The sequence below is a fragment of the Helicobacter pylori genome, from assembly GCF_017594925.1.
GTDB classification, from domain to species: Bacteria; Campylobacterota; Campylobacteria; order Campylobacterales; family Helicobacteraceae; genus Helicobacter; species Helicobacter pylori_DP.
This window is the reverse complement of the sequence record NZ_JAALNT010000004.1, coordinates 92,965-116,987: the sequence shown is the minus strand read 5'-3', so window position 1 is coordinate 116,987 and position 24,023 is coordinate 92,965. Positions and strand designations below refer to the sequence as shown.

General features: G+C 39.7%; 16 protein-coding genes and 6 pseudogenes. 10 read left to right on the top strand and 12 right to left on the bottom strand.

The window, feature by feature from the left end; translation table 11 throughout:
• Window positions 1-65: 65 nt before the first annotated feature.
• The 10 genes and pseudogenes from G6069_RS02925 to G6069_RS02875 all read right to left on the bottom strand — a co-directional run bounded on the left by G6069_RS02925 (window position 66) and on the right by G6069_RS02875 (window position 9,918).
• Window positions 66-2,495 carry an FtsK/SpoIIIE domain-containing protein gene (locus G6069_RS02925; protein ID WP_197293334.1) on the bottom strand — a complete coding sequence of 810 codons (2,430 nt, stop codon included), beginning with the start codon at window positions 2,493-2,495 and terminating at the stop codon, window positions 66-68.
• Complete coding sequence (locus G6069_RS02920) at window positions 2,488-2,835, bottom strand: hypothetical protein (RefSeq protein WP_197293318.1); 348 nt, start codon at window positions 2,833-2,835, stop codon at window positions 2,488-2,490. Before G6069_RS02920 ends, G6069_RS02925 begins: the two co-directional genes overlap by 8 nt.
• 1 nt (window position 2,836) lies before the next feature.
• Complete coding sequence (locus tag G6069_RS02915) at window positions 2,837-3,256, bottom strand: SMI1/KNR4 family protein (protein ID WP_197293317.1); 420 nt, start codon at window positions 3,254-3,256, stop codon at window positions 2,837-2,839.
• Window positions 3,226-4,706 (bottom strand): annotated as a pseudogene (locus G6069_RS02910) (HNH endonuclease). The gene G6069_RS02915 and the pseudogene G6069_RS02910 overlap by 31 nt, the downstream one beginning before the upstream one ends.
• Window positions 4,707-4,716: 10 nt before the next feature.
• A complete protein-coding gene (locus G6069_RS02905) occupies window positions 4,717-4,977 on the bottom strand; it encodes a type VII secretion protein (RefSeq protein WP_078257279.1) in 261 nt (86 codons plus the stop codon).
• 15 nt (window positions 4,978-4,992) lie between these two features.
• Window positions 4,993-5,562 carry a hypothetical protein gene (locus G6069_RS02900; RefSeq protein WP_197293316.1) on the bottom strand — a complete coding sequence of 190 codons (570 nt, stop codon included), beginning with the start codon at window positions 5,560-5,562 and terminating at the stop codon, window positions 4,993-4,995.
• Window positions 5,559-7,977, bottom strand: a pseudogene (locus G6069_RS02895) (hypothetical protein). Before G6069_RS02895 ends, G6069_RS02900 begins: the two are co-directional and overlap by 4 nt.
• A gap of 10 nt (window positions 7,978-7,987) precedes the next feature.
• The gene (locus G6069_RS02890; RefSeq protein ID WP_197293315.1) at window positions 7,988-8,614 is read right to left on the bottom strand and encodes a coiled-coil domain-containing protein; all 627 of its coding nucleotides are present in this window, start codon (window positions 8,612-8,614) and stop codon (window positions 7,988-7,990) included.
• 1 nt (window position 8,615) lies between these two features.
• Window positions 8,616-9,373, bottom strand: a pseudogene (locus G6069_RS07950) (M protein).
• A gap of 335 nt (window positions 9,374-9,708) precedes the next feature.
• Window positions 9,709-9,918: a hypothetical protein gene (locus G6069_RS02875; protein WP_000849028.1), complete on the bottom strand. Its 210-nt coding sequence runs from the start codon at window positions 9,916-9,918 to the stop codon at window positions 9,709-9,711.
• A 328-nt stretch (window positions 9,919-10,246) separates the two neighbouring features.
• Between G6069_RS02875 and G6069_RS02870 the strand changes: the two genes are divergently transcribed.
• The 10 genes and pseudogenes from G6069_RS02870 (at window position 10,247) to G6069_RS08180 (ending at window position 21,889) form a co-directional block, all read left to right on the top strand.
• Window positions 10,247-13,804: a bifunctional proline dehydrogenase/L-glutamate gamma-semialdehyde dehydrogenase gene (locus G6069_RS02870; protein WP_197293314.1), complete on the top strand. Its 3,558-nt coding sequence runs from the start codon at window positions 10,247-10,249 to the stop codon at window positions 13,802-13,804.
• 26 nt (window positions 13,805-13,830) lie between these two features.
• Window positions 13,831-15,321 (top strand): sodium/proline symporter PutP, encoded by a 1,491-nt coding sequence (gene putP / locus G6069_RS02865; RefSeq protein ID WP_150248240.1) that lies wholly within the window; start codon window positions 13,831-13,833, stop codon window positions 15,319-15,321.
• A gap of 35 nt (window positions 15,322-15,356) precedes the next feature.
• Window positions 15,357-15,479: pseudogene (locus G6069_RS02860) on the top strand (DNA cytosine methyltransferase); the annotation flags it as partial.
• Between the two features lie 64 nt (window positions 15,480-15,543).
• Window positions 15,544-16,102 (top strand): annotated as a pseudogene (locus G6069_RS02855) (DNA cytosine methyltransferase).
• On the top strand, window positions 16,080-16,778 hold the full coding sequence (locus G6069_RS02850; RefSeq protein WP_197293313.1) for a DNA-methyltransferase: 699 nt from the start codon (window positions 16,080-16,082) through the stop codon (window positions 16,776-16,778). The pseudogene G6069_RS02855 and the gene G6069_RS02850 overlap by 23 nt, the downstream one beginning before the upstream one ends.
• A gap of 51 nt (window positions 16,779-16,829) precedes the next feature.
• On the top strand, window positions 16,830-17,822 hold the full coding sequence (locus tag G6069_RS02845) for an agmatine deiminase family protein (RefSeq protein WP_197293312.1): 993 nt from the start codon (window positions 16,830-16,832) through the stop codon (window positions 17,820-17,822).
• On the top strand, window positions 17,819-20,071 hold the full coding sequence (hypF, locus tag G6069_RS02840; protein WP_197293333.1) for a carbamoyltransferase HypF: 2,253 nt from the start codon (window positions 17,819-17,821) through the stop codon (window positions 20,069-20,071). The genes G6069_RS02845 and hypF overlap by 4 nt, the downstream gene beginning before the upstream one ends.
• A 2-nt stretch (window positions 20,072-20,073) precedes the next feature.
• Window positions 20,074-21,072 (top strand): hydrogenase expression/formation protein HypE, encoded by a 999-nt coding sequence (gene hypE, locus G6069_RS02835; RefSeq protein ID WP_197293311.1) that lies wholly within the window; start codon window positions 20,074-20,076, stop codon window positions 21,070-21,072.
• Between the two features lie 171 nt (window positions 21,073-21,243).
• Window positions 21,244-21,552 (top strand): hypothetical protein, encoded by a 309-nt coding sequence (locus G6069_RS02830; protein ID WP_115018513.1) that lies wholly within the window; start codon window positions 21,244-21,246, stop codon window positions 21,550-21,552.
• Window positions 21,553-21,785: 233 nt separating this feature from the next.
• Window positions 21,786-21,889: pseudogene (locus G6069_RS08180) on the top strand (anthranilate synthase component I).
• A 50-nt stretch (window positions 21,890-21,939) separates the two neighbouring features.
• On the opposite strand, the gene G6069_RS02825 reads toward G6069_RS08180, so the two are convergent.
• Window positions 21,940-22,872, bottom strand: a complete 933-nt coding sequence (locus tag G6069_RS02825; protein WP_197293310.1) for a GDP-L-fucose synthase family protein — start codon at window positions 22,870-22,872, stop codon at window positions 21,940-21,942.
• Window positions 22,865-24,010 (bottom strand): GDP-mannose 4,6-dehydratase, encoded by a 1,146-nt coding sequence (gene gmd, locus G6069_RS02820; protein ID WP_197293309.1) that lies wholly within the window; start codon window positions 24,008-24,010, stop codon window positions 22,865-22,867. The genes G6069_RS02825 and gmd overlap by 8 nt, the downstream gene beginning before the upstream one ends.
• Window positions 24,011-24,023: the final 13 nt, after the last annotated feature.

The window sequence follows — 24,023 nt, the reverse complement described above, 5'->3', positions numbered from 1 at the left end:
ATCCCTTTAGTCTTTTTAACCCCCCCACTTTTTTTAACTCTCTTTTTTTAACCCCCCCCCTTTTTTTAATCTTGTAAGCTGAAGGGCCTAAACTCAGTGCGGCTGTCTTTGGAAAGCTCTATGAAGAGCGCGTTGTGTTCGCTTGGTGAGGGTAAACCGCTTTGGAGGGCGTTCAAGTTTTCCCCATTGCACCTAAAGGCTAGGCATTGCTTGAAGTGGTTGCTTAACAATTCTCTTAACTTGTCAAAATGGTAATTAGTTTTAATTTGTCTGTAGTCATGCGCAAAAATGACGCAATACTGCTCGTTGTCTATGGCTTTTTCTAAAAACGATTTTAACTTTTCCGCCCCTACTTTGTCGTGCAATTCTTTCGCTTCGTTGAGATTGTCTATCACAAGCGCGCTATTAGGATTCATAGCGGTGTCTAAAACGCTTAAAATATTTTCTACAGGCGTGATGCCGTATTCTTTTTGCACATCAAAAAACCTTATCAGGCGTTTTTCTTTATTGCAAAAAACCAATTCTTTGTTCGCGCTCTTAACGTTTTGGAATAAAAGCTTCATTAAAGCGATGCGAGCGTTTAAATCTTGGCTCACCACTAATAAATGCGATTCGTTACTTTCAAACTCCACTATCAAGTCCTTTTGCTCATAATCCACTTTTTTGCCCAGATGCAAACGCATTTCATTAGCCTTAAGGGTGTTGGGCATTTTTAAAGGTGTCTCGCCATTATAGATTTTACGATCTATGGGTGCTAGGTTTCTTTGGTTAAATTCAGCGTGTATTTTTGTGAGAAAAGATTTGAAATCATCAGGGGCTTTAGGGATACTCATCTTGGTGTGGTATTTTCTATTCCCTCCGTTGTTGTTGAAAATGCCTTCTGGCCTGACAAGCTCACAAGCCGCATCATCGCCCAAAACACTACTGCTGTCTTCTGCATCCATAGGCAAAGCGATGCGGTTAGCGATTTGAGCCTTAAAGCTTGGATTAATGTCAGTGCCGCGCATGGTTTGAGTGGCCAAAACTAAATGCACCCCATAGCTGCGGCCCTTTTTAAGCAGAGTGTTTAAAGATCGTTCCACACTCCCTTTCACTTGAGTGGATTTATCGCTAAAAAGCACCTGAAATTCATCAATCACTACAATCAGTCTGGGCATTTTTTCATGCTTGCGGTAATCGCTCAAATCTTTCACCTTAAATTGCTTGAACAGCTCGGCTCTTTTTTTTATTTCATCGCAAAGCCAGCTTAAAAAACTCATGCCAAAACCCACCGAACTCGCCACGCTCACCAACCTCGCATGCTCTAAAATCGGATCTGTGTATGCGTTAAATTCCACCCCCTCTTTATAGTCTAACAAAAAGAGTTGGACTTCATCGGGATCGTAGTAGAAAGCTAGATTTTGAATCAACACATGCAAGAAATTGGATTTCCCGCTCCCGCTGTGGTCGCAAATGAGCGTGTGGTTTTGCGCTTCACCGATTTCAAAACACACTTCCTTATGGTTAATATCCCACCCCACCGGTACAACCACCTCATGCTGAGAGCTTTTAGTCCAAAATTTTTCGTCTTTTTGTAATTCTTTCAATTCCCTTTTAACTTCTTTTTTTTGCTTGTAATACGCTTTGATTTTATCAGCGAAGTCTTTCATGTGCTGGGATTGGATACCATGATCGTTGATCACTTCCACATTAAGGTATTTTAAGCGTTCAAAGCTTGTCCTGTCTTTAAAAAACTCCGCATAGCGTTTCAAATCTTCTGCGGATTGATTGTTTTTTTCGCTCTCCAAATTGACAAAGCTCAAAACCCCATTCTTAGATCCAAAACGCACGATTTTTTCCAAATAATAAAGCACGTCTTTACTCAAAGCATCTACCCCGCTTAAAAAAAGCGCTTTTAAAGGCAAGCGGTCTTCTTTTTCTTCATTATAATGCGCAAAATCTCTAAAACCGGCCAATTTTTCTTGCAAATTAACCTTTAAATATTCATACAAATGCTTTAGGGCTTCTTCTATTTCCTTGCTTTCGGTTAAAATCCTTTGCTGGTAAATAAAGTCATTGTTTTTATCTAAAAGCCTTCTGGCCAGATTGAAAATGCCCCCCAAACTCAACGCATCAATCAAGACGATCTCTAATTGCACTAAAGGCGCGCTAGAGAGTAAGCGCATGAGCATTTCTCTTAAAAACTGCCCGTCTTTTTCATGCTCTATATACAAGCTTTTAGGGGGGAAAGGATAAACTTTAGGCAATAAAAATTCCATGTTAGCGCCATTTTTGCCTTTAATTTCCAACAAACCACAGCTTAAAAATTTAGGGTAAGTGGTCGTTTCATTGAACTTTGGCGCGTCTGTAAATTGCGCTTGAATTTGCCTGATACTCTTTTGATAGTCCTCTATTTGTGAGACGATCGGCTTGAGAAAACTCTCTGGCTCTTTTTTAGCAACAACCTTATCTAAGGCGTCGTCCAGTTCTTTTAATAAATTACCCGCATCAGTCATTTTTATCCTTAAGATATTCATCATAGCGCCTCTTGGCTTCTCTTTCATGCTCTTTGGCTTCACGCATAAGCCTATCGATCTCGCTTGATGGATGGAAATTCATATGAATTTGCTTCTCCAAACGCTTGGCTTCTTCAAGTTGCTCGTCGATTTTTCTCATTTCGTATTGAGTTTTCTGCTCTAAATTTTCTAAGTCATGCGCGATTTTTAGCATCTCCTCTAGCGCCTCATCTTTAAGTCTCTGCCCCAAATCATCTTGCATGGCCTCTTCTACGAAATAGTCGCAAATCCTTCTTAACTCATTGGTGCAACCCTCCAAAAAAACTTTATGAGAAAACATTTTAACCCCTTGATTCCAGTTTTTTTAAAAACATATTAAGATTTAATAGCGCTTTTTTTGAGCCATTATCGGTGTCTAAAAACAGCACCACGTCAGTGGTGGTATTCCAAAGATAATACCCCCCATACCCGTCATTAGCGAAGACGATTTCTTCAGGCTCTAACCATTCTTTTAAGCTCTGCATGAAATCAATAAACAAGCTCTCTAAATTGAAATTCAAAACATGTTTGAACGTGTAGGATTCATTGCCCACCATGAAATAACGCAATTGGCTAAAACCATAATTTGATCGTTTGATAAAGTCCTTAAACGCATCGCTAAAGCCTATTTTCAACCGCTCTTCTAACCTGTTCAACGCATTTTCATTGAGCGGCTCTACAAATTCCCAATTCAATTCTGTTTCTGTAGAAATTCTGTCCATAGTGAATATCCTTTCGTGTGTTTCACGCCTAATAATAACTCTTCTCTCACCAACGCCACATTCCCTAAAACATTCGCGTCAAAATGCCACAAATAGCCCCTAGGGATGAATCCTTTTGCGATTTGCTCCAGTTCTGCCGCATCAAAGCCCAAATCGTTGTCTTTAAGCGCGGCTTGTAAAGCCTTTAGGGCATGATGAGCGCATGCGGTTTTATTTAAATCTTCTAAAGGCACAATGGCGTTAAAAACGCTATCAAATTCCGCTAAACGCCACTCATTAAAGCTGACTTCTTCCGGGTAAGGGTTTTTTCATCTGCAATAAAGCCCTCTTTACGGCTTTCTAAAAACTCTCTATACTCCAACGCTTTTTGCGTATAATTTTCATTCCGTTCTAAGATGGGTGCTATTTTTTGGCTCAAATTTTCTGTAGCGCGCTCCAACTCTGTTTCTAAATTATCAAAAGCTTCATTGATAGCGTTTGAATCGTTAGGGGCTTCTTTGATTTTTTCTGTAAAACCTTCTAAAGCTTTCTTACAATTTTTAACGCAATTCTTTTTGGCTAACGAAAAGCTTTCGTTATAAGAAGGCACGCTTAAAACGCTTGGCATCAAATCCTCTAAATTTTTTTCAAATTCTCGCTCTTTAGAGCTTGCCATGCGATCTAATTCATCGTTAGGGTTTTCATCATAAGAATATGCACCCATCAAATCCTCTAAATTTTCCAACTCTCGCTCTTTAGAGGCTTTAGCGTGATCCTTACTAGAAAAAGCGTTGATCCTGTCTTTCAAATCAGCGTATAAAGAAGCGCTAAAATTTTCTCTCAAATCCTTCAATCGCTCATTAAAAACGCTTTTTTTAGGGTTATAAGAGAAAGTAGGCCGTTCAAAATCGTATTCCATTAAAACGCCTGGGGTTGGAAAGTTGTATTCGTTATCTATCGCATCGCTCGCTTGTTTCAAACGCCTGATAAATTCCTGGTGTTTATCGGTATAAAAATGCAACCTCTTTTTAACGCCCTCCCAAGCTTGATTCACAAGATCCATGCTCGCTTTGGCTTGAGTGGAGTAGATTTCAAGCATTCGTTCTAATAACCTTACATTGTGTTCCCATTTTTCTATATTGTCTTCCATAAGGTTTAAGCCCTTTTCACAAGCTTCAGCGCATAATTTAGCAGGAGGGAAAACCGACCCTACCGCATTACCAAAATCTCTCCCAAGCTCTCCAAGAAATCCCCAAAGGCCCTTTCGCTTCTTTCTGGCTTTTTTTAATTCTCCTATGGCTTTTTCCAATTGCATTTCAATTTTTCTGCGCTCCACTAGGATTTTTAGCGCATAACTATCAAGGTCTTTGATAAAACCACCACACCTTTTTTCTTGCAGGGATTCTTTAAAATCCCTGCATCTTCTAACAACCTTTTTGACTTTTTCTGTGTCCGTTTTCCATTCAGCCATAAACCACCCCTTAATAATCTTGCTCTAAAACCCTAATCCTCTCTTTAAGCCATGCGATTTGCTCTTGCACGGCTTCATCAAATTCGTTGAAAGTGCTTCTCAAGTTGTCTAACACCTCGCTAAATTTGTCTCTTTTAGCGTCTTGCCATGAATCCAAATTATGGAAATGGCCGCTCAAGCCATTCACCTCATCATTCAGTAACTCTTTAAAGCGTTCTAAATGTTCCACAAACCCTCTGACCTCTTCGGTATCCATTTGCACTCTGCTCATCGGTTGTCCTTTCTTTTAAAAATTTTCTTCATTAGAATCAGGCTTTTTATCGCCACTGATTCTAATGCTCCCACCCCCATAGCTAGGGGGTGTTGTGGGGCGAACCTCTAGCGTTTCGCCTCTTTCTCTTTTGTATTTTTCTTGCTGGCTTTGGTGGTATGTTTTCATGCTGTCTATCACGATTGTTTTATGGTTGCTCCCTAGATCAGCGTTGGTGAGCAATTTTTGAACGCCATTACCCAAGCTATTAGAATGCCTGTCCTCTATCTTAAGGGACAAATTCAAGCCCTTAAAACCCTCCAAAGCCTCCACTAACGCTACCACAAGCTTCCTGTCCCAAATGGAATTTTTCAAATCCTTACACAAGGAAAAAACCTCGCTTGAAAACGGGTAATCATACAAAAACAAAAGGTCTAAATTTTCTAAAAATTTCACGTTGCAACGCTCTTTAAAACTTCTCAAAAAGCCCTCTTTTAACGGCGCAAAGCCTTCAATGATAGGGATTAGCCCCTTGTCTTTGGCGCATTTAAACACCATAATACTTTTTTCAATCACGACAAATGCGTAAGCGTTCTTAGTCATCATAATTTTTCTGCCTCGCTTTCATAGATTAATTGGTCGTCTTTAAACAGCCCCACTTTAATGCTTTGGGAATCCACGCAACACACCTTCACGTCCACTTCTTCAACCTCTTCTAGCGCTATGAAAATCATTTGCGTGTCTTGAATGTTTAGAGTGTTGGTGTTGGCGAGAGACTTGTCGCTGTAGCGTATCTCTAACTCATCAAAGCCTCCCCATTCCTCTTTAGTTTGGAAAATCTGGTATTCATTAGGCTTTAAAGAATCCCTATGGATTTTAGCGTGGAATTTCCCCTCTATCTCAATGCCTAAATCGTATTTAAACACAGGATTGGAGCTTATAGAGGGCCTTTCAATCCCTTTAGCCTTGTCCCTGCTCTCTAAAAGCCCGAAAGCCACCCCGGTTTTGCAAGTGGGCTTCAAATAAGCGGGCGTGTTAGAAACGTCTTCTCCTGTAAGCTCTAAAATCTGTTTGTCTGAGGCTTCTGTGCCTAGCGGCTCATAAATGATGAATTTAAAATCATTTTTAGAAGTCTTTTGATGGTAATCTTTGAGCTGCTTTTCTTTGGCGTTTTCAAACGCTTGTTTGACTAACACCGAACGGCTCGCATTCCCGCCTAAGAAAATATGAAACGCCCTACACTGATCATCAATGTTTTCAGCCATCACTTTAGAAAATCCGGCAAAGAAGTTGGCAACGCCTTCATTGATCTTGTCTTTTAAGAGGTTTAAAAGCTCTTTGCAATCAACTTTAAGATCGCATTCTGTTTCTACCCCATTCCTATCCAACAGCATGGTTTTAAAATCCTTTTCAAAATTTTCTATCTCAAAGTTTTCATTTTCTTCTATCGCTTCTATAATATTGGCGTCTAAATTTTCTAAAAAAGGGCGCAAGCTAGAAGCGATCGTTTGCAAATTCAAGCGCGCCTCTCTAGAGTTTTGCATAAACGATCCAAAGCGTTGCGTATCGATCCTGTCATAGTTGGGCTTAGCAATGACAATATCTTTTTCTTTTAGCGTTTGAAAGTTTTTTGCATACACTTCCCAAGCCAACAATTCCAATAAATTTTCACCGCCTAAATATTTATCCCCTCCACTGCTAAAATGCGTCATTTTGTAAGCGAATTTAGGATTAGCGCTTTTTTCCCATTTGCCAAAGTCAAAATCCGTCGTCCCGCCCCCAAAATCAAACACTCCGTAATAAACCGGCTTGTCTAACTTCTCTGATTTAAAAAACCCATAGCTTTTTAAAGCGCTAATGGCATACGCGCAAGGCTCGCTCGCTCTCAATTCCACTTTGAAAGTTTTAGCCGTTTTTTCATCGCCAAAAACATGCCGGGGTAAGGATTTTTTCAAGCCTTTTTCAAAACTCTCTCTGATTTTTTCAGCCTGATGCTTTTCATACTTGATGGGGTAGGATAAAAAGTATTTCAAAAACACGCCATTGTGCATGTTGTTGATGCAGCGGCCGATGTAGTAAGCATAGATTTCTATTAGGGTTAAAATCCGTGCAATTAGTGAAGCTTTCTAAAGAAAAATCCTTTTCACAATCCCTAAAATTCTGTTTTTCATCCGCTCCAGCCCATTGCTTCAATTGAGAAAAAAACCGATACAAATCATTGCCTTTAACGCCTGCAGCGTTCTTTTGGACTTCATGCGCCACTTCTATATGGTTCTTTTCTGTGAAAGGGCGGTGATCTAGCGCGTTGTATTCTGTAATAAATTTTTTTATGCGTTTGAACTCCACGATCGTGGGGTTTTCAAACTTTGTCAGGCTTGCGTCATCTACTAGCCCGCCAATAGATAGCAAGCGGTATGCTCCCGTCTTATCCATATAGCTTGCAGTCGTGCTTTTAGTCCCAAAGTCAATAGCGACAACGCCCTTGTTTAAATCCTTCAAACTTGAGCACGCATAGAAGTTCATTTCTTTGCCACTAGAGTCTAAATTATCAAATCTAAAGGTTACGCTTTCTTTAGACAAACTAGGCGTCTCTAAATCCCAATGCCCTCCGTTTAAATCAAGCAATTGACTTTGGCTATAGCTCTTAAGGCCTACCGCTACAAAATCCACCTTGAGCATCAATTCTTTAAATTTTTCAAAATCAACATCCACATCGCTAGTAGAAACGATCTCTAAGGTTTTTTCTATTTTCTCATTAGTGATCTTTTTATCTTGCACTAAATCCTCTATGAATTTTTGATTTTCTTCAGAGAGATACTTTGAAGAAGTCCCATTATTGGCGATCGCATGAAGCACCCGCAGCGCTTGTTTGAATTTGATCCGATCTTCTTCTAACACTTCTTTTTTGAAATCCGGCTTACTTTTTTCATTGAATTTGACTCCATCCTTTAAAGACCGATCGCACAATTTCTCTACTAAGGGGTGGCCAAGAGGCAGTTCTAAACTTTTTTCTTTTACCATGATATTTCCTTTATTGTGGTTTTTGTGGTTTTGAGGGTTGCTCGTTCAAGCCATCAACCCTCTCTTTGAGGGCGATGTTCTCTTCTTCTAATTTTCGGTTTTGGCGTTTGAGATCCTCTATTACGCTTTTAAAATGCCAATTTTGCAAGTCCAGATCGCTTTTGTCTGTGGCTTCTAAGCTCTTCAGGCACACCATTTCTCGCTCCAATTCTGTTTTTTCTTCGGCTATGCTTTCTTTAGCCTGTAATAGCTGATCGTTAGAGTTTTCTAAATTTTTTTGAGCGCTTTCTAACTTTTTGGGTTTGTCGGTTAGGTGTTGGTTTTCTTTTTCTAAATAAGCGCATAATTCTTCTAAAAACCCATGCACATCTTGCAATTGCGCTCGCTCTTGTTTGAGGCTATCCTGCTCTTTAGTGAGCGCAATAACTTGGTGGTTGAGCTTGTCGTTTTCGGTTTTCAGCTTGGCGTTTGCTTTAGTTAGATTTTCTTTTTCTTTTGATAACTCGGCTTTTTCTTTAGTCAGCTTTTCTTTAGCTTGCCGTAATTGATCGTTAGAGTTTTCTAACCCACTGATGCGAGCTTCTAACTCTTTCCTCACTTGATAGAAGCCAAAGCATTTTTCAATGAATGTTCCCATTTTATGATCCCATATCCACGATAGTATAATATGTTTTTTTATCGTATGTATAGCCGATTAAGACCACTCTTTGTATCTTTTGAGAAGTGTTTTGCTCTAGGTATAGGCTTTTGCATGTAGAGTCATAAGCACTTGGTTCTTTCAAACGCTCAAATTTACTATCCTTAATGTATTCAAAAAGCAAATCAAACAATTCAGCTAATTTTTCGCCTTTATCGCTCTTCTTATCGCTTAATTCTTGGCTCGCTTTGTCATAAAGGCTTTCTAAATAGTATTTACTATCGCTAAGAACGTATGCGATCAAATCCATTGCGCTGTGAGTTGTTGCTACAAAATTAAAATTCAAGCACCCTTTGACTTCCAAAAAGACTTCATAGAGTTTTCTAATTTTTTGTATGGAGCGTGTTTTTGCTCTAACTTGTCTTTTTCTTTTGATAACTCGGCGATCTTGTTAGTTAGATCAGTGTTTTCATTTTCTAAAACTTGCTGAGATTGTTCTAACGATTTTATTTGCTCTTTTAATAAGCCAACTTGATCATCTAACTCTTTATTTTTGTCAGCTAGTTTATCTTTTTCTGTGGTTAGAGCGGTGTTTTGGCTAGCTAACTTATCTTTTTCTCTAGCTAGATCATTTCTTTCTCTATTTAATTCAGTGTTTTCTTCTTGGGCTTTTTTAAGCACTTCCTCTCTTCCTTGAGCGTCTTTTGAGTTTTCTTGGGTGTCGTTAGAAGATTTTCCAAGCGAAAAGAAAGAGCCTATAACTATAAGATGAGAGATTTTTATAAGGGGTTCAAGGTCTTCTAATTTATATTCTAATTTTTTAAAGCGATCTGTTAGATCTTCAACAGATTTTAAAAGCTCTTTATTATTTAAAAGCTCTTCATTATTGGGGGGTGTGGGGGCGAAAGCAGTGGGATTTGAAATATTTGGTTTTTCTATTTTCTCATTATTCGTATTTTCTACAATATGAGCGCCACTCGTAAGAATATCTCCTTTTATTATATCAGTGTTAAAAAGATTGTTATTGTAATTTTTGAGAAAACTTAAAATGAGCTTTATTATCCCCCCCTTTTTTCGCCCCCTCTAATAAACCCCTAGAATGTAGAATCCCAGTGGTTTAAGTTAGAAGAATAAGGGTCAAAAAAGCCCTTAGGTATGTATTGCGCTTCTTTTTTGGTGGAAGCGTCTTTTGAAGAATGGTCTTTAGGGAGACAAGCGAAACGCTGAGCATCAAAGCTAGAGCAACCGCTCAATAACAATGTGCCGAGTGTGCCGATCATAATACCATTTTTAATTGTTTTCATTTTATATCCTTTGTTTTGTAAAATTTCTTATAAATCCGTTTAATTTAAAATCGTTTCATTGGTTTGAGGCTTTTAAATTACACGGCGAGAATGATAAAATTTATTTTTAAACGAAAAGTAAATGAACTTTTTAAACGATAAAAAATTCCTCTAATTTTTGTCTTAAGCGGTAAATAATTACCACTTTTAAAAAAATCAATTTTAATAATTAAATTCATTTAGTATGAAAACAATCACAAATTAAAAAGCATTATTAAAAATGACCGCTTAAAAAACCCGCTTAAAACATGCTACAATCAAGCCAAATTCTTAAACAAAAGGTAAGCTCATGCAAAAAATCATTGACGATTCATTAGAATTAGCTAAAAAACTGCAAGATAGTATCAGTAGCCATTTGAGCGAGCAAGAAAAAGCGTTCCACTCTAAAATGCAAAAGCTTTTAAACAACCCTGAAAACAAAGTCATGCTCATAGAGCTTATGGATCGGAGTTTTAGATGCCTAGACAATAAAGCCCGCTTTGAAATGATTGAGCATGTTTTAGACAAATACAAAAGCCGTGAGATTTTTTCTCCGTTTGAAAAATTGCTTTTAATGGGGTTTTTAAGCTTTGGGAAAATGCTCCCTGATATGAGCGTGCCTTTCTTTGTCAATAAAATCAGAAGCGACACGAAAGCGATGGTCTTGGATCAAGAAGAAAGCCAATTGAAAGAGCGGATTTTAAAAAGAAAAAATGAAAAAATCATTTTGAACGTGAATTTTATTGGCGAGGAAGTTTTAGGCGAAGAAGAAGCGTCTGCTCGTTTTGAAAAATACTCTCAAGCCTTAAAATCCAACTACATCCAATACATTTCCATTAAAATCACAACGATTTTTTCTCAAATCAATATCCTTGATTTTGAATACTCTAAAAAAGAGATTGTCAAACGCTTAGACGCTCTTTATGCCCTGGCTTTAGAAGAAGAAAAAAAGCAAGGCATGCCTAAATTCATCAACTTGGATATGGAGGAATTTAGGGATTTAGAGCTTACGGTGGAGTCTTTTATGGAATCCATCGCTAAATTTGATTTGAACGCCGGTATTGTGCTGCAAGCCTATATCCCTGATTCTTATGAATATTTGAAAAAACTGCACGCTTTTTCTAAAGAAAGGGTTTTAAAAGGGTTGAAACCCATTAAAATCCGCTTTGTTAAGGGGGCGAACATGGAGAGCGAAGAGACGATCGCTTCCGTGAAAGACTGGGCGTTACCCACATTTTCCAATAAACAAGATACCGATTCTAATTACAATAAAATGCTGGATTTTGTTTTAGAGGGCGATAATTATAAATACATTCATATTGGCGCAGCGAGCCACAATATTTTTGAAATCGCCTATGTTTATACGCGCATCCATGCCCTTAATGACCCTGTTGTGTTGGAGCATTTTAGCTTTGAAATGCTAGAGGGCATGAGCTTGCAAGCGAGCCAGGAACTAAAAGAGATGCACAAACTCATTCTTTATGCGCCGGTGTGCGATGAAGCGCATTTTAACAATGCGATCGCTTACTTGGTGAGGAGGCTAGATGAAAACACCTCAAGCGATAATTTCATGAAAGCTTTCTTCAATCTCAAAGTAGGCACGAGCGAATGGAAAGACCAAGAGCAACGCTTTTTAAACAGCCTTAAAGGAATCGCCACTTTAGACAACGCCACCCACAGGATCCAAGACAGAAACGCCAAGCAAACCGGCCATACCACCTACCCAAACCACTCCTTTAAAAACGAAAGCGATACCGATTTTATCTTAAAAGCCAATCGAGAATGGGCTAAAAAAGTGCGTGAGAAAATGCATAACGCCCCTATTTTAGAGCTTTACCCAGAAATAGATGGGAGGTTTGAAGATCCTAATCTAACCCCTTTAGAAGTCTTTGATAAAATCCATCATAAAAAAATCGCCAGCGTGCATTTAGCGGATAAGGAAGCGATTTTAAAAGCTCTAGAAGTGGCTAAAAGCGATAAAAGTCATTTCAGTCAAAAAAGCTTCACAGAAATCCATGCTTTATTGAGTCAAACCGCCCAGATTTTTAGAGAAAGGAGAGGCGATTTAGTAGGGATTTCGGCTTTAGAAGTGGGTAAGACTTTCGCTGAAACGGACGCTGAAGTGAGCGAAGCCATTGACTTTTTAGAGTTTTACCCTTATAGTTTAAGGGTGTTGCAAGAGCAAAATGAAAAAACGAAATTCACTCCCAAAGGCGTGGGTGTGGTCATCGCTCCATGGAATTTCCCTGTGGGCATTTCTGTAGGCACTATCGCTGCCCCTCTAGCCGCTGGCAATCGGGTGATTTACAAGCCCTCAAGTTTGTCTAGCGTAACGGGTTATAAGCTTTGTGAGTGCTTTTGGGATGCGGGCGTGCCAAGAGATGCGCTCATTTACTTGCCCTCTAAAGGGAGCGATATTAGCGAACACCTTTTAAAAGATGAAAGCATCCAGTTTGCCATTTTAACCGGGGGCGAAGACACCGCTTATAAAATGCTCAAAGCTAACCCCACTCTAGCCTTGAGCGCTGAAACGGGCGGTAAAAACGCCACCATTGTGAGCAAAATGGCAGACAGAGATCAAGCGATTAAGAATGTTATCCATTCAGCTTTTAGCAATTCGGGGCAAAAATGTTCTGCCACTTCGCTTTTAGTGTTAGAAAAAGAAGTCTATGAAGATGAGAACTTTAAAAAGACTCTAATAGATGCAACTCTAAGCCTTAGCGTGGGCGATCCTTTTGATTTCAAAAACAAAATCGGCACTCTAGCGGACAAGCCTAATGAAAAGGTCATCAAAGCCATAGATGAATTGAAAAGCTATGAAAATTACGAAATCCCGGCAAGCTTTGTTGATGATAACCCCTATTTGATGAAGCCAAGCATCAAATACGGCACTAAAAAAGGCGATTTCACGCACCAAACTGAGCTTTTTACGCCCATTTTATCCGTGATGAAAGCAAAAGATTTAGACGAAGCGATAGAGATAGTCAATTCTACCGGTTACGGGCTGACTAGCGCGTTAGAGTCTTTGGATGAAAGGGAGTGGGAATACTATTTAGAACGCATTGAAGCCGGTAATATCTATATCAACAAGCCCACCACAGGAGCGATCGTTTTGCGCCAACCTTTTGGGGGGATTAAAAAATCCGCTGTGGGGTTTGGGAGGAAGGTAGGCATTTTCAACTATATCACGCAATTTGTGAATATCCACCAAGATGAAGAAGACGAACACGCCTTAAAAAACCCCTTAAGTGAAGCTTTAGAGGGCTTGATTCAAAAAGGCTATGACGAACACACGCATGAGTTGAAGCGTGCGATTTTTATGGCAAAGAGCTACGCCTATCATTACAAGCATGAATTCAGCCAAGCTAAAGACTATGTCAAAATCAGAGGCGAAGACAACCTCTTTTCCTACACTAAAGTTAAAAGCGTGGGCTATCGCATCACCGAAAAGGACACTTTAAGCGACATGTTGGGCGTGGCTTTAGCATGCCTCATTTCTCAAATCCCTTTAACAATCAGCGCAGAAAACGAACGAGCGAACAAGGATTTAACATTTTTCTTAGAATGCTTAAAAATTCTCCAAGCAAACGCCCCTATCGTTTATGAAAGCTTGCAAAAATTTAGCGAGAAATTGCATGCTTTCAATCGTATCCGTTATTTAAAAAGCGATCTGGATTTATTGCACAAGCAAGCGAGCGCTTTAGGGATGGTTTTAGCCACGGCTAAACCCTGCTTGAACGGGCGTTTTGAATTGCTGTATTACCACTTAGAGCGATCGGTTAGCATTTCTTATCATCGTTACGGGAATTTAGGCTCAAGGGTTTTAAGGCAACCCACTTGCCACAAATCATGTTGTGCTGAAAAATAAATATTGTATTAAATAAGGAGATCAAAATGGGACATGTTGTTTTAAGCACCCCTATCGTTACGATGTTTGTCGTTTATTCGCTGTTAATGCTCTATATTGGTTTTTATTTTTACAAACAAAACGAAACGACTGAAGATTATTTCTTAGGCGATCGCTCTATGGGGCCTGTGATTAGCGCTTTGAGCGCGGGGGCGAGCGATATGAGCGGGTGGCTTTTAATGGGATTGCCTGGAGCTTTATATGTGGGGGGCTTAATCAACTCACACATCGCCATAGGCTTGAGTTTAGGAGCGCTCATTAACTGGGTTTTTGTGGCCAAACGCTTACGCATTTATACGAGCGTGATCGCTAATTCTATTACCATTTCAGATTATTTTGAAACGCGCTTTAGCGATGATAAACACATCTTGCGCTTGATTTCAGCTTTTGTGATTTTAATCTTTTTTATTTTTTACATTTCTTCAGGGCTAGTGAGTGGGGCTAAACTCTTTGAAGCGACCTTTGGCATTCAATACAACTACGCTTTAAGCATTGGCACGCTGATCATTGTCTCTTACACCTTTTTAGGAGGGTATAAGGCGGTGTGTTGGACGGATTTGATTCAAGGGCTTTTGATGATGAGCGCTTTAATCGTGGTGCCGATTGTGATGATAATCCATCTTGGCGGGATTGGAGAGGGGATTAAAATCATTAGAGAAATCAAGCCTGAAAACCTTTCTTTCTTACAAGGCTCTAGCGTAGTCGCTATTATTTCAAGCCTTGCTTGGGGGTTAGGCTATTTTGGGCAACCCCATATTTTAGTGCGTTTCATGTCTATCCGCTCCATTAGAGATGTGCCTAAAGCGACCACTATTGGGATTTCTTGGATGGTTATTTCTTTGATTGGGGCATGCGTTATGGGGCTTTTAGGCGTTGCGTATGTGCATAAATTTGACTTGAGCTTACAAGACCCTGAAAAGATTTTCATTGTGATGAGTCAATTGCTCTTTAACCCTTGGATCACAGGCATTTTATTGAGTGCGATTTTAGCGGCGGTGATGAGCACGGCCAGTTCGCAACTGCTTGTAAGCTCTTCTACCATTGCTGAAGATTTCTATGCGACGATTTTCAATAAAGATGCCCCGCAAAAATTAGTGATGGTTATTTCTAGGCTTTCGGTTTTAGGGGTGGCTTGCATCGCTTTTTTCATTTCAACGGATAGAAACGCTAGCATTCTTAGCATCGTGAGTTACGCATGGGCTGGCTTTGGCGCGAGTTTTGGCTCTGTGATTTTGTTCTCGCTTTTTTGGTCAAGAATGACGCGCATCGGCGCGATTGCTGGCATGCTCTCTGGGGCTAGCACGGTGATTTTATACGATAAATTTGGCAAAAGCTTTTTGGATATTTATGAAATCGTTCCGGGCTTTATTGTAGCGAGCATAGCTATTGTTGTGTTTAGTTTGTTTTCTAGCGTGCGAACAGGCACTAAAGAGGCTTTTGAAACCATGCTTAAAGAAATTGAAAGTTTGAAACATTAAGATGAATAAATCTTGTTTAGTCTTTTAATGCCCCTATGCTTTTGGATAAAACTTTAACCTATGTTTCTTTATTTTCTGGGGCAGGAGTGGGGTGCTATGGGCTTTTAGAAGAGGGGTTTGAATGCGTTGCTACCAATGAAATTTTAGATAGCATTCTAAAACCCTTAAACAAAAACTAATGAGCGCTGTTTTATAATCCCTTTAAAAAATGAAAGGTTATTGTTGCTTGTTTCTCGCTTTTTAAACGCCATTGATCCCTTTAATTTGGGGGTGTTGTTGAGCCGTTTCCAAATTAAAAATGGTTGTATTTATGGGGTGTGTTCTTACAAGGCTTCAAAATTTATCTCTGGCTATGAAGAAAGCAAAGCGCAAGTTTTAAACGCTCTCAACACTTTAAGCGCATATCCAATTTGGCAATCCAATCAAGAAAGCGTTACAAAAATCAAAGGAACTTTTGTTTTCATTTTAGAAAACGACTTGCATTTAGACGAAAACTCTTTTTACAAGAAACTTTTAAACCTGCTCATAGACAACGACTTTTTTAACCGCTCTCATTTAATAACTCCCAGCAATGGCACCAACTCCCACCCTGAATTGCACCGCTCTATCACGCCCAGAGAAGCCGCCAGGATACAGAGTTTTAGCGATGATTATATCTTTTATGGCAATAAAACGAGCGTTTGCAAGCAAATCGGTAACGCTGTGCCTCCTCTTCTAGCCCTAGCCTTAGGCAAAGCGATCTTAAAAAACTTAAGAAAATGATACAAATTTATCACGCTGACGCTTTTGAAATCATCAAGGATTTTTACCAGCAAAATTTAAAAGTGGATGCAATCATCACGGACCCTCCTTACAATATTTCGGTTAAAAACAATTTTCCCACCCTAAAGAGCGCTAAAAGACAGGGCATAGACTTTGGGGAATGGGATAAAAATTTCAAGCTTTTAGAATGGATCAAGCGCTACGCCCCCTTAATCAATCCAAACGGCTGCATGGTGATTTTTTGCTCTTACAGGTTTATAAGCTATATCGCTGATTTTTTAGAAGAAAACGGCTTTATAGTCAAAGACTTTATCCAATGGGTTAAAACTAATCCCATGCCAAGAAACATTCACCGGCGTTATGTCCAAGACACGGAATTTGCCCTGTGGGCGGTTAAAAAGAAAGCCAAATGGGTGTTTAACAAACCAGACAATGAAAAATATTTACGGCCCTTGATTTTAAAAAGCCCTGTGGTGAGCGGGATTGAAAAAGTGAAACACCCCACGCAAAAAAGCCTAGCCTTAATGGAAAAAATCATTTCCATTCACACAAACCCTAATGACATCGTGCTGGATCCTTTCATGGGGAGCGGCACCACCGGCTTAGCGTGCAAAAATTTAGAACGAAATTTTATCGGCATAGAATCAGAAAAAGAATATTTTCAAACCGCTAAAAAGCGTTTGAATTTGCTTTAAAAACGCTATTTGAATGAGATTGTGTTATAGTTATTTAAAAGGATATTTTTAATGAAAAGAATGTTAGCGGAGTTTGAAAAAATCCAAGCGATTTTAATGGCTTTCCCCCATGAGTTTAGCGACTGGGCGTATTGCATCAAAGAGGCTAGGGAAAGTTTTTTAAACATCATTCAAACCATAGCCAAACACGCTCAGGTGTTAGTGTGCGTCCACACTAACGACACTATCGGTTATGAAACGCTTAAAAACTTATCTGGTGTAGAAATCGCAAGAATTGACACTAACGACACATGGGCTAGGGATTTTGGAGCGATCAGCGTTGAAAATCAGGGCGTTTTGGAGTGCTTGAACTTTGGTTTTAATGGCTGGGGGTTAAAATACCCGTCCAATTTAGACAATTTAGTGAATTTCAAGCTCAAACATTTGGGGTTTTTAAAACACCCTTTAAAAACGATGCCCTATATTTTAGAGGGCGGGAGCATAGAAAGCGATGGGGCCGGGAGTATTTTAACCAACACCCAATGCCTGCTAGAAAAAAATCGTAACCCTCATTTGAATCAAAATGGAATAGAAACCATGCTTAAAAAGGAATTAGGGGCTAAACAAGTGCTGTGGTATTCTTATGGCTATTTAAAGGGCGATGATACCGATAGCCATACCGACACGCTCGCTCGCTTTTTAAATAAAGACACCATTGTTTATAGCGCATGCGAGGATGAAAACGATGAGCATTACACGGCCTTAAAAAAAATGCAAGAAGAATTAAAAACCTTTAAAAAATTAGACGGAACGCCCTATAAACTCATCCCCCTAGAAATCCCCAAAGCCATTTTTGATGAAAACCAACAACGCTTACCGGCAACTTATGTGAATTTTTTATTGTGCAATAACGCTTTAATCGTCCCCACCTACAACGACCCTAAAGACGCGCTCATTTTAGAAACCTTAAAACAACACACGCCCTTAGAAGTGGTAGGAATTGATTGCAATACTTTAATCAAACAGCATGGGAGTTTGCATTGTGTAACGATGCAACTTTATTGAACAAAATCACGCTTTTTGGCGTGGTTCAAGGCGTGGGCATGCGCCCTTTTATTTATACCTTGGCTCAAAAATTAGAGCTTGTAGGCTTTGTGCGTAACACCCAAGCGGCTTTAGAGATCATCTTACCCGCTCATCAAACAGAGTCTTTTTTAAACGCCCTCAAAAAAGGATTACCCCCTTTAGCGCTGGTGGAAAAAATCATTATTAGCCCTTATGATAAGGCGCTTCATTTCAATGATTTTAGGATTTTAGAAAGCAAGAACCACCCTTTAAATCTGCTCAGTCAAATCCCTAAAGATTTAGGCGTGTGCAAGGATTGCTTGCGCGAAATCAGGGATAAAAACTCCCCCTATTTTCATTACGCTTTCAATTCTTGCGCGAAATGCGGGGCGAGATACAGCCTTTTAAACGCCATGCCCTATGACAGAGAAAACTCCGCCCTAAAGCCTTTCAAACTCTGTGAATTTTGCACATCCGTTTATAAAGACGCTCATAACAAACGCTTCCACATTCAAGGCATCAGCTGCAAAAAGTGCGGTATCGCACTCAATTATAAGCGATTCAAAAATGATGACGCTCTTTTAGAATGCGCTAAAGACATTCAAAAGGGTAAAATCATCGCTCTTAAAGGTTTGGGAGGCTTTGCTCTCTTGTGCGATGCGAGGAATTTTCAAACCATAGAAAGATTACGGCTTTTAAAAAACCGCCCCTTAAAGCCTTTCGCGCTCATGTTTAAAGACTTAGAATCAGCCAAACAGCATGCGTTTTTGAACACGTTAGAATGCGAGAGCTTGAATTCTACAAGTGCCCCCATTCTTTTAGCGCGTAAAAAACCTGACACCCAATTAGCCCCCAATATCGCTAAAAACTCCCCCTTTTATGGCGTTATCTTGCCCTATACCCCTTTGCATGCTTTATTATTGGATTTATTGGATTTCCCTATCATATTCACGAGCGCGAATTTCAGCTCCCTCCCTTTAGCGAGCGATGAGGCTGAGATTGACGCCTTGAGTTTCATTTTTGATTTTAAACTCACGCACAATCGTGCCATCATCCACAGGATTGATGACAGTATCGTGCAGCGTGTGGATAATGTAATTCGCCCCATGCGTTTGGCTAGAGGGTTTGCCCCCCTTTACCTTGCTTTGCCCAAACGCTCTAACCATTCACCCAAAAAGATTTTAGCGCTTGGAGCGGAGCAAAAAGGGCATTTTAGCTTATTGGATAGCGAGATTTCCGTTGTTTTGCTTTCGCCTTTTTGTGGGGATTTGAGCGTTTTAGAAAATGAAAAGCACTTTAAAGAAACCCTGAATTTTTTCTTAAAAACCTATGATTTCAAACCCACGCTCTTAGCTTGCGACAAGCATCAAAACTACACCACCACTCAAATGGCTTTTGAATTTAATACGCCCTTGTTGCAAGTCCAGCACCACCATGCCCACTTTTTAGCGAGCGTCTTAGACGCATTATTACAAAATCCGCATTTAAATCACCCCTTTATAGGTATTGTTTGGGACGGGAGTGGGGCTTATGAAAATAAGATTTATGGGGCGGAGTGTTTTGTAGGGGATTTTGAATACATTGAAGAAGTGGCCAGGTTTGAAGAATTTTGGCTTTTAGGAGGGCAAAAAGCGATCAAAGAGCCTAAACGCTTGGTTTTAGAAATCGCCTTAAAACACCAACTCAACAAGCTTTTAAAGCGCATTCAAAAGCATTTTAAAGAAGACGAATTAGAAATTTTCCAACAAATGCATGACAAAAAAATTCAAAGCGTCGCTACCAATTCCATAGGGCGTTTGTTTGATATAGTAGCGTTTAGTTTGGATTTAACAGGAACGATTAGCTTTGAAGCCGAGAGCGGGCAGGTTTTAGAAAATCTAGCCTTACAAAGCGATGAGATCGCTTTTTACCCTTTTGAAATCAAAAACAGCGTGGTGTGTTTGAAGGAATTTTATCAAGCGTTTGAAAAGGATTTGGGCGTTTTAGAGCCTGAACGCATCGCTAAGAAATTTTTTAACAGCCTAGTAGAAATCATTACCGCTTTAATCGCGCCTTTTAAAGAGCATGTGGTGGTGTGCAGTGGGGGCGTGTTTTGTAATCAATTATTATGCGAACAATTGGCCCAACGATTGAGGGGGCTAAAGAGGCAGTATTTTTTCCACAAGCATTTCCCCCCTAATGACAGCAGTATCCCTGTCGGTCAAGCCTTAATGGCGTATTTCAACCCTACAATCATCAAAAAAGGATAAAAATGGATAGCGTAACTCTAGCATGCGGGAATGGAGGGAAAGAAACAAACGCTTTAATTGAGCGAGTCTTTATGCCCTATTTAAAAGAATGGATTATTGCGTTTGATGAAGACGCTCCTAAATTTAAAGCTAGTGGGGAATATTGCGTAAGCACGGATAGTTTTGTCATCACGCCCTTAATTTTTAATGGGGGCGATATAGGCAAGCTTTGCGTTTGCGGGAGCGCGAATGACGTGAGCGTGCAAGGGGGCGAACCTTTGTATTTGAATATGGGTTTTATTTTAGAAGAAGGCTTAGAAATCCCTCTTTTAAAACAAATTTTACAATCCATACAAAAAGAATTGTTTAAAGCCAACTTAAAACTCCTCTCCCTAGACACTAAAGTCGTGCCAAAGGGGAGCGTGGATAAGCTTTTTATCAACACAACCTGCATTGGTAAAATCATCAAGCCAGGGATTTCTTCGCGCCATTTACAACCAGGACAAGCCATTATCCTAAGCGACACGATCGCCAATCATGGGGCAAGCCTGTTTGCGATGCGTAATGAAATCAAGCTTAAAACCAATCTAGAAAGCGATTGCCAACTGCTCTACCCCTTATTAAAACCCCTATTTTTAAGCGATCTCAAAATTGATGCTTTAAGAGATGCGACTAGGGGCGGGTTAGCGAGCGTGCTGAACGAATGGGCGAACAGCTCCAGAGTGAAAATCGTCATAGAAGAAGAAAAAATCCCTTTAAAAGAAGAAACTAAAGGGATTTGCGAGATTTTAGGGCTAGAACCCTACACGCTAGCTAATGAGGGGGTGTTTGTTTTAGCGCTCAATCAAAAAGACGCCCCTAAAGCCTTAGAAATTTTAAAAAGTAACGAGAAAGCCAAAAACGCTTGCGTGATTGGCAAAGTGTTTGAAAACCCCTATCCTAGCGTGGTTTTAAAGAACGCATGGGGTTTTGAAAGGATTTTAGAGACGCCAGAGGGCGAATTGTTGCCTAGGATTTGTTAAAGCTAGAGTGCTTTTTAAAACCCTACCGCCTTTGCCCTCTAAAATTTTTTAGAGATCACCTAAGCTAAGTCTACTATACTCAATCCATTTGAGAAAACTTACAATAAGAGGGTGTTAGTGGTGGGTTATAAAAAAGCGGGCTTGATATTAGCAGTCATTTTTGGGTTTGCTGTGTTTTTTGTGGAGTGTAGTGGTAGTGAAAAACCACCAATAGACATAGAAGTAACTTTCAGTAAGTATGGTCACGGTCTTTATTGGATAGATATCATTTCAAATGTTGATAGTATCACTATATTGAGCGCAAAAATCAATCGTGGGAATTGTGATAACGATGGATTTCCCTATTTCAAGATTAATAAAACGCTAAGATTTGGCGATAGCTATCAATTTTATATACTTCCATTTCGTTGTCAGCATATAAAAGAAGTTAGTATAAAGACTGATAAAGGGACTTGGGATTTTGGAATTGGAAGAAGATAAAAACCAACTGATAATCATCTCTAAAACAGACAGCATAGAAATCTAGGACATTCAGTTCAATAGAGAGAATTGCCCGCTCACATAGAATAATAAACAGATTCTCATGCTATTCAAAACTATCTCTTGTAAAAGTTTATTTTTAGCGTAAAGATATTGATGATTAGCCCAATAAAAAAGCCCCTTACTTTCCCTAGCTCTTTATGAAAAATTAAAATGCTAACACGCCTTGCTTTTTGAAAGCGCTTGAGATTGAGAGCGAAGCGAACAAACCCCCATTAATGGCTCAAGCTTTTTGAAGCGAATTTGTGATCGCAATATCGTAAAATCGCTAGCCTAACGCCTAATGGCGGAGCGTTTTTATAGCTCTATAAGAGCCTTGATTTTATTTCAAACCTCTAAAAGCTTCAAATAATACTCATAAGCTTCTTTGATGCCCTGCTCTAAAGGGATTTCTAATTCCCATTTTAAAGCCTTTTGTTTGGAAATATCCATAAGCTTTTGTTGCATGCCCACTGGTTTGGATAAGTCTTTCACAAACACGCCCTTATAGTCTAAAACCTGAGCGACTTTTTCGTAATACTCTTCAATGCTGTAATCCACTCCAGAGCCGACATTCATCACGCTAGGGATTTGAGCGATATTCTCATAAGCGAGAGCGATGAATCTGGCTAAATCTTTAGCGTTTAGATACTCTCTTCTGGCCGTACCATCGCCCCACATCGCAAAATTTTTTTCATTTTTTAATTTAGCGGTGTGCATCCTGGCAATAAGCCCTGGTATCATGTGCGCTATCTTTTCTTCAAACTTGTCAAACTCGCCATAAAGGTTGCAAGGCACTAGAGTTTTATAAAAAACGCCCTTTTCAGCGCTCACGTATTCGCAATACTTCATCACAGAGAGTTTGGCTAAAGCGTAGCCCTCATTCGTTGGCTCTAAAGAGCCGTTCAATAAATCGCTCTCTTTTAAGGGGTTAGGGGCGAATTTAGGATAAGCGCAAGAGCTCGCCAGATTAATGGCTTTTTTCACGCCCAAATCTAAAGCGCTAGAAAAAAGATACAAGCCCATGAGTAAATTCTCAACCATGTAAGTTGAAAGATCGTTCATGTTCGCCACAATGCCCCCCACTCTCCCGGCACAATGGATAATGCCTGTAGGCTTGTATTCCTTCAAATAAGCTTGAACGCTGTCTTTATCCAATAAATACAATTCGCTCTTTTTAGGGGTGAGTAAAGTAACATCAGGCTTGTTTTTTTTAAAATACAACGCCGTGTTCTGCCCCACCATGCCATAAGCGCCGGTGATTAAAATGATCTCATTCATAAAAATTCCTTAAAGTATAGCCCCCATCTTGCAAGTAAAGGTTTTTCTGGCATTCTTTTAAATCGTATTCTAACATGTCCTTAACCAACTCTTTTAAATCGTATTCCCTAACCCAGCCCAGCTCTTTTTCAGCCTTAGTGGGATCGCCTAAGAGCAAATCCACTTCAGTAGGCCTGAAATAGCGTTCATCTATACGCACCACGATTTTGCCTATTTTTAAATGGCTTAAATTCAATTGTAAAGCGTTCGCTCTGTTTTCATCAACGCTTTTAATCAAACCGATTTCTTTAATCCCTGTATTTTGAAATTCTAGATCAATACCGATAAATTCAAAGCTCATTTTCACAAAATCGCGCACGCTCGTGGTCTTCCCTGTAGCGATCACATAATCTTGTGGGGTAGGCGCTTGGAGCATTAAATGCATCATCTTCACGTAATCTTTGGCATGCCCCCAATCTCTTTTAGCGTCTAAATTCCCTAAATACAAGCAATCCGTTAAGTTATACGCTATCGCGCTAGCGGCTCGTGTGATTTTACGGGTTACAAAAGTTTCGCCCCTTACCCTGCTCTCATGGTTAAAAAGGATGCCATTAACCGCAAACAGATTATAAGCTTCTCTGTAATTTTTAGTGATGTAAAAGGCATACATTTTAGCGACCGCGTAGGGGCTTCGTGGGTTAAAGGGGGTGTTTTCATTTTGTGGGGTTTCTAAGACTTCGCCATACAATTCGCTCGTGCTGGCTTGATAAAATCGTGTTTTATTTTCTAAGCCCAAAATCCGCATGGCCTCTAAAATCCTTAGCGTGCCAATACCATCAGCGTTAGCGGTGTATTCTGGGGTTTCAAAAGAGACTTTCACATGGCTTTGCGCGGCTAAATTATAGATCTCTGTGGGCTTAGTGGTAGCGATTAAATGGATGAGGTTGGAGCTATCGGTCATATCCCCATAGTGCAAGAAAAAACGCCTTTTGTGCTCGCTGTGCAAATCCTCATACAGATGATCGATCCTAGAAGTGTTGATGCTAGAAGAGCGCCTTTTTAACCCATGCACTTCATAACCCAAATTCAGCAAGTATTCAGCCAGATAGCTCCCGTCTTGTCCGGTAACCCCAGTGATTAAAGCGATTTTTTCTTTCATTATTTTTCCTTTA

Excerpts from the sequence above, each read along its gene's own strand:
- G6069_RS02925 (WP_197293334.1), bottom strand. The coding sequence starts at position 2,495 with ATGACTGATGCGGGTAATTTATTAAAAGAACTGGACGACGCCTTAGAT.
- G6069_RS02920 (WP_197293318.1), bottom strand. The coding sequence starts at position 2,835 with ATGTTTTCTCATAAAGTTTTTTTGGAGGGTTGCACCAATGAGTTAAGA.
- G6069_RS02915 (WP_197293317.1), bottom strand. The coding sequence starts at position 3,256 with ATGGACAGAATTTCTACAGAAACAGAATTGAATTGGGAATTTGTAGAG.
- G6069_RS02905 (WP_078257279.1), bottom strand. The coding sequence starts at position 4,977 with ATGAGCAGAGTGCAAATGGATACCGAAGAGGTCAGAGGGTTTGTGGAA.
- G6069_RS02900 (WP_197293316.1), bottom strand. The coding sequence starts at position 5,562 with ATGATGACTAAGAACGCTTACGCATTTGTCGTGATTGAAAAAAGTATT.
- G6069_RS02890 (WP_197293315.1), bottom strand. The coding sequence starts at position 8,614 with ATGGGAACATTCATTGAAAAATGCTTTGGCTTCTATCAAGTGAGGAAA.
- G6069_RS02875 (WP_000849028.1), bottom strand. The coding sequence starts at position 9,918 with ATGAAAACAATTAAAAATGGTATTATGATCGGCACACTCGGCACATTG.
- G6069_RS02870 (WP_197293314.1), top strand. The coding sequence starts at position 10,247 with ATGCAAAAAATCATTGACGATTCATTAGAATTAGCTAAAAAACTGCAA.
- putP (WP_150248240.1), top strand. The coding sequence starts at position 13,831 with ATGGGACATGTTGTTTTAAGCACCCCTATCGTTACGATGTTTGTCGTT.
- G6069_RS02850 (WP_197293313.1), top strand. The coding sequence starts at position 16,080 with ATGATACAAATTTATCACGCTGACGCTTTTGAAATCATCAAGGATTTT.
- G6069_RS02845 (WP_197293312.1), top strand. The coding sequence starts at position 16,830 with ATGAAAAGAATGTTAGCGGAGTTTGAAAAAATCCAAGCGATTTTAATG.
- hypE (WP_197293311.1), top strand. The coding sequence starts at position 20,074 with ATGGATAGCGTAACTCTAGCATGCGGGAATGGAGGGAAAGAAACAAAC.
- G6069_RS02825 (WP_197293310.1), bottom strand. The coding sequence starts at position 22,872 with ATGAATGAGATCATTTTAATCACCGGCGCTTATGGCATGGTGGGGCAG.
- gmd (WP_197293309.1), bottom strand. The coding sequence starts at position 24,010 with ATGAAAGAAAAAATCGCTTTAATCACTGGGGTTACCGGACAAGACGGG.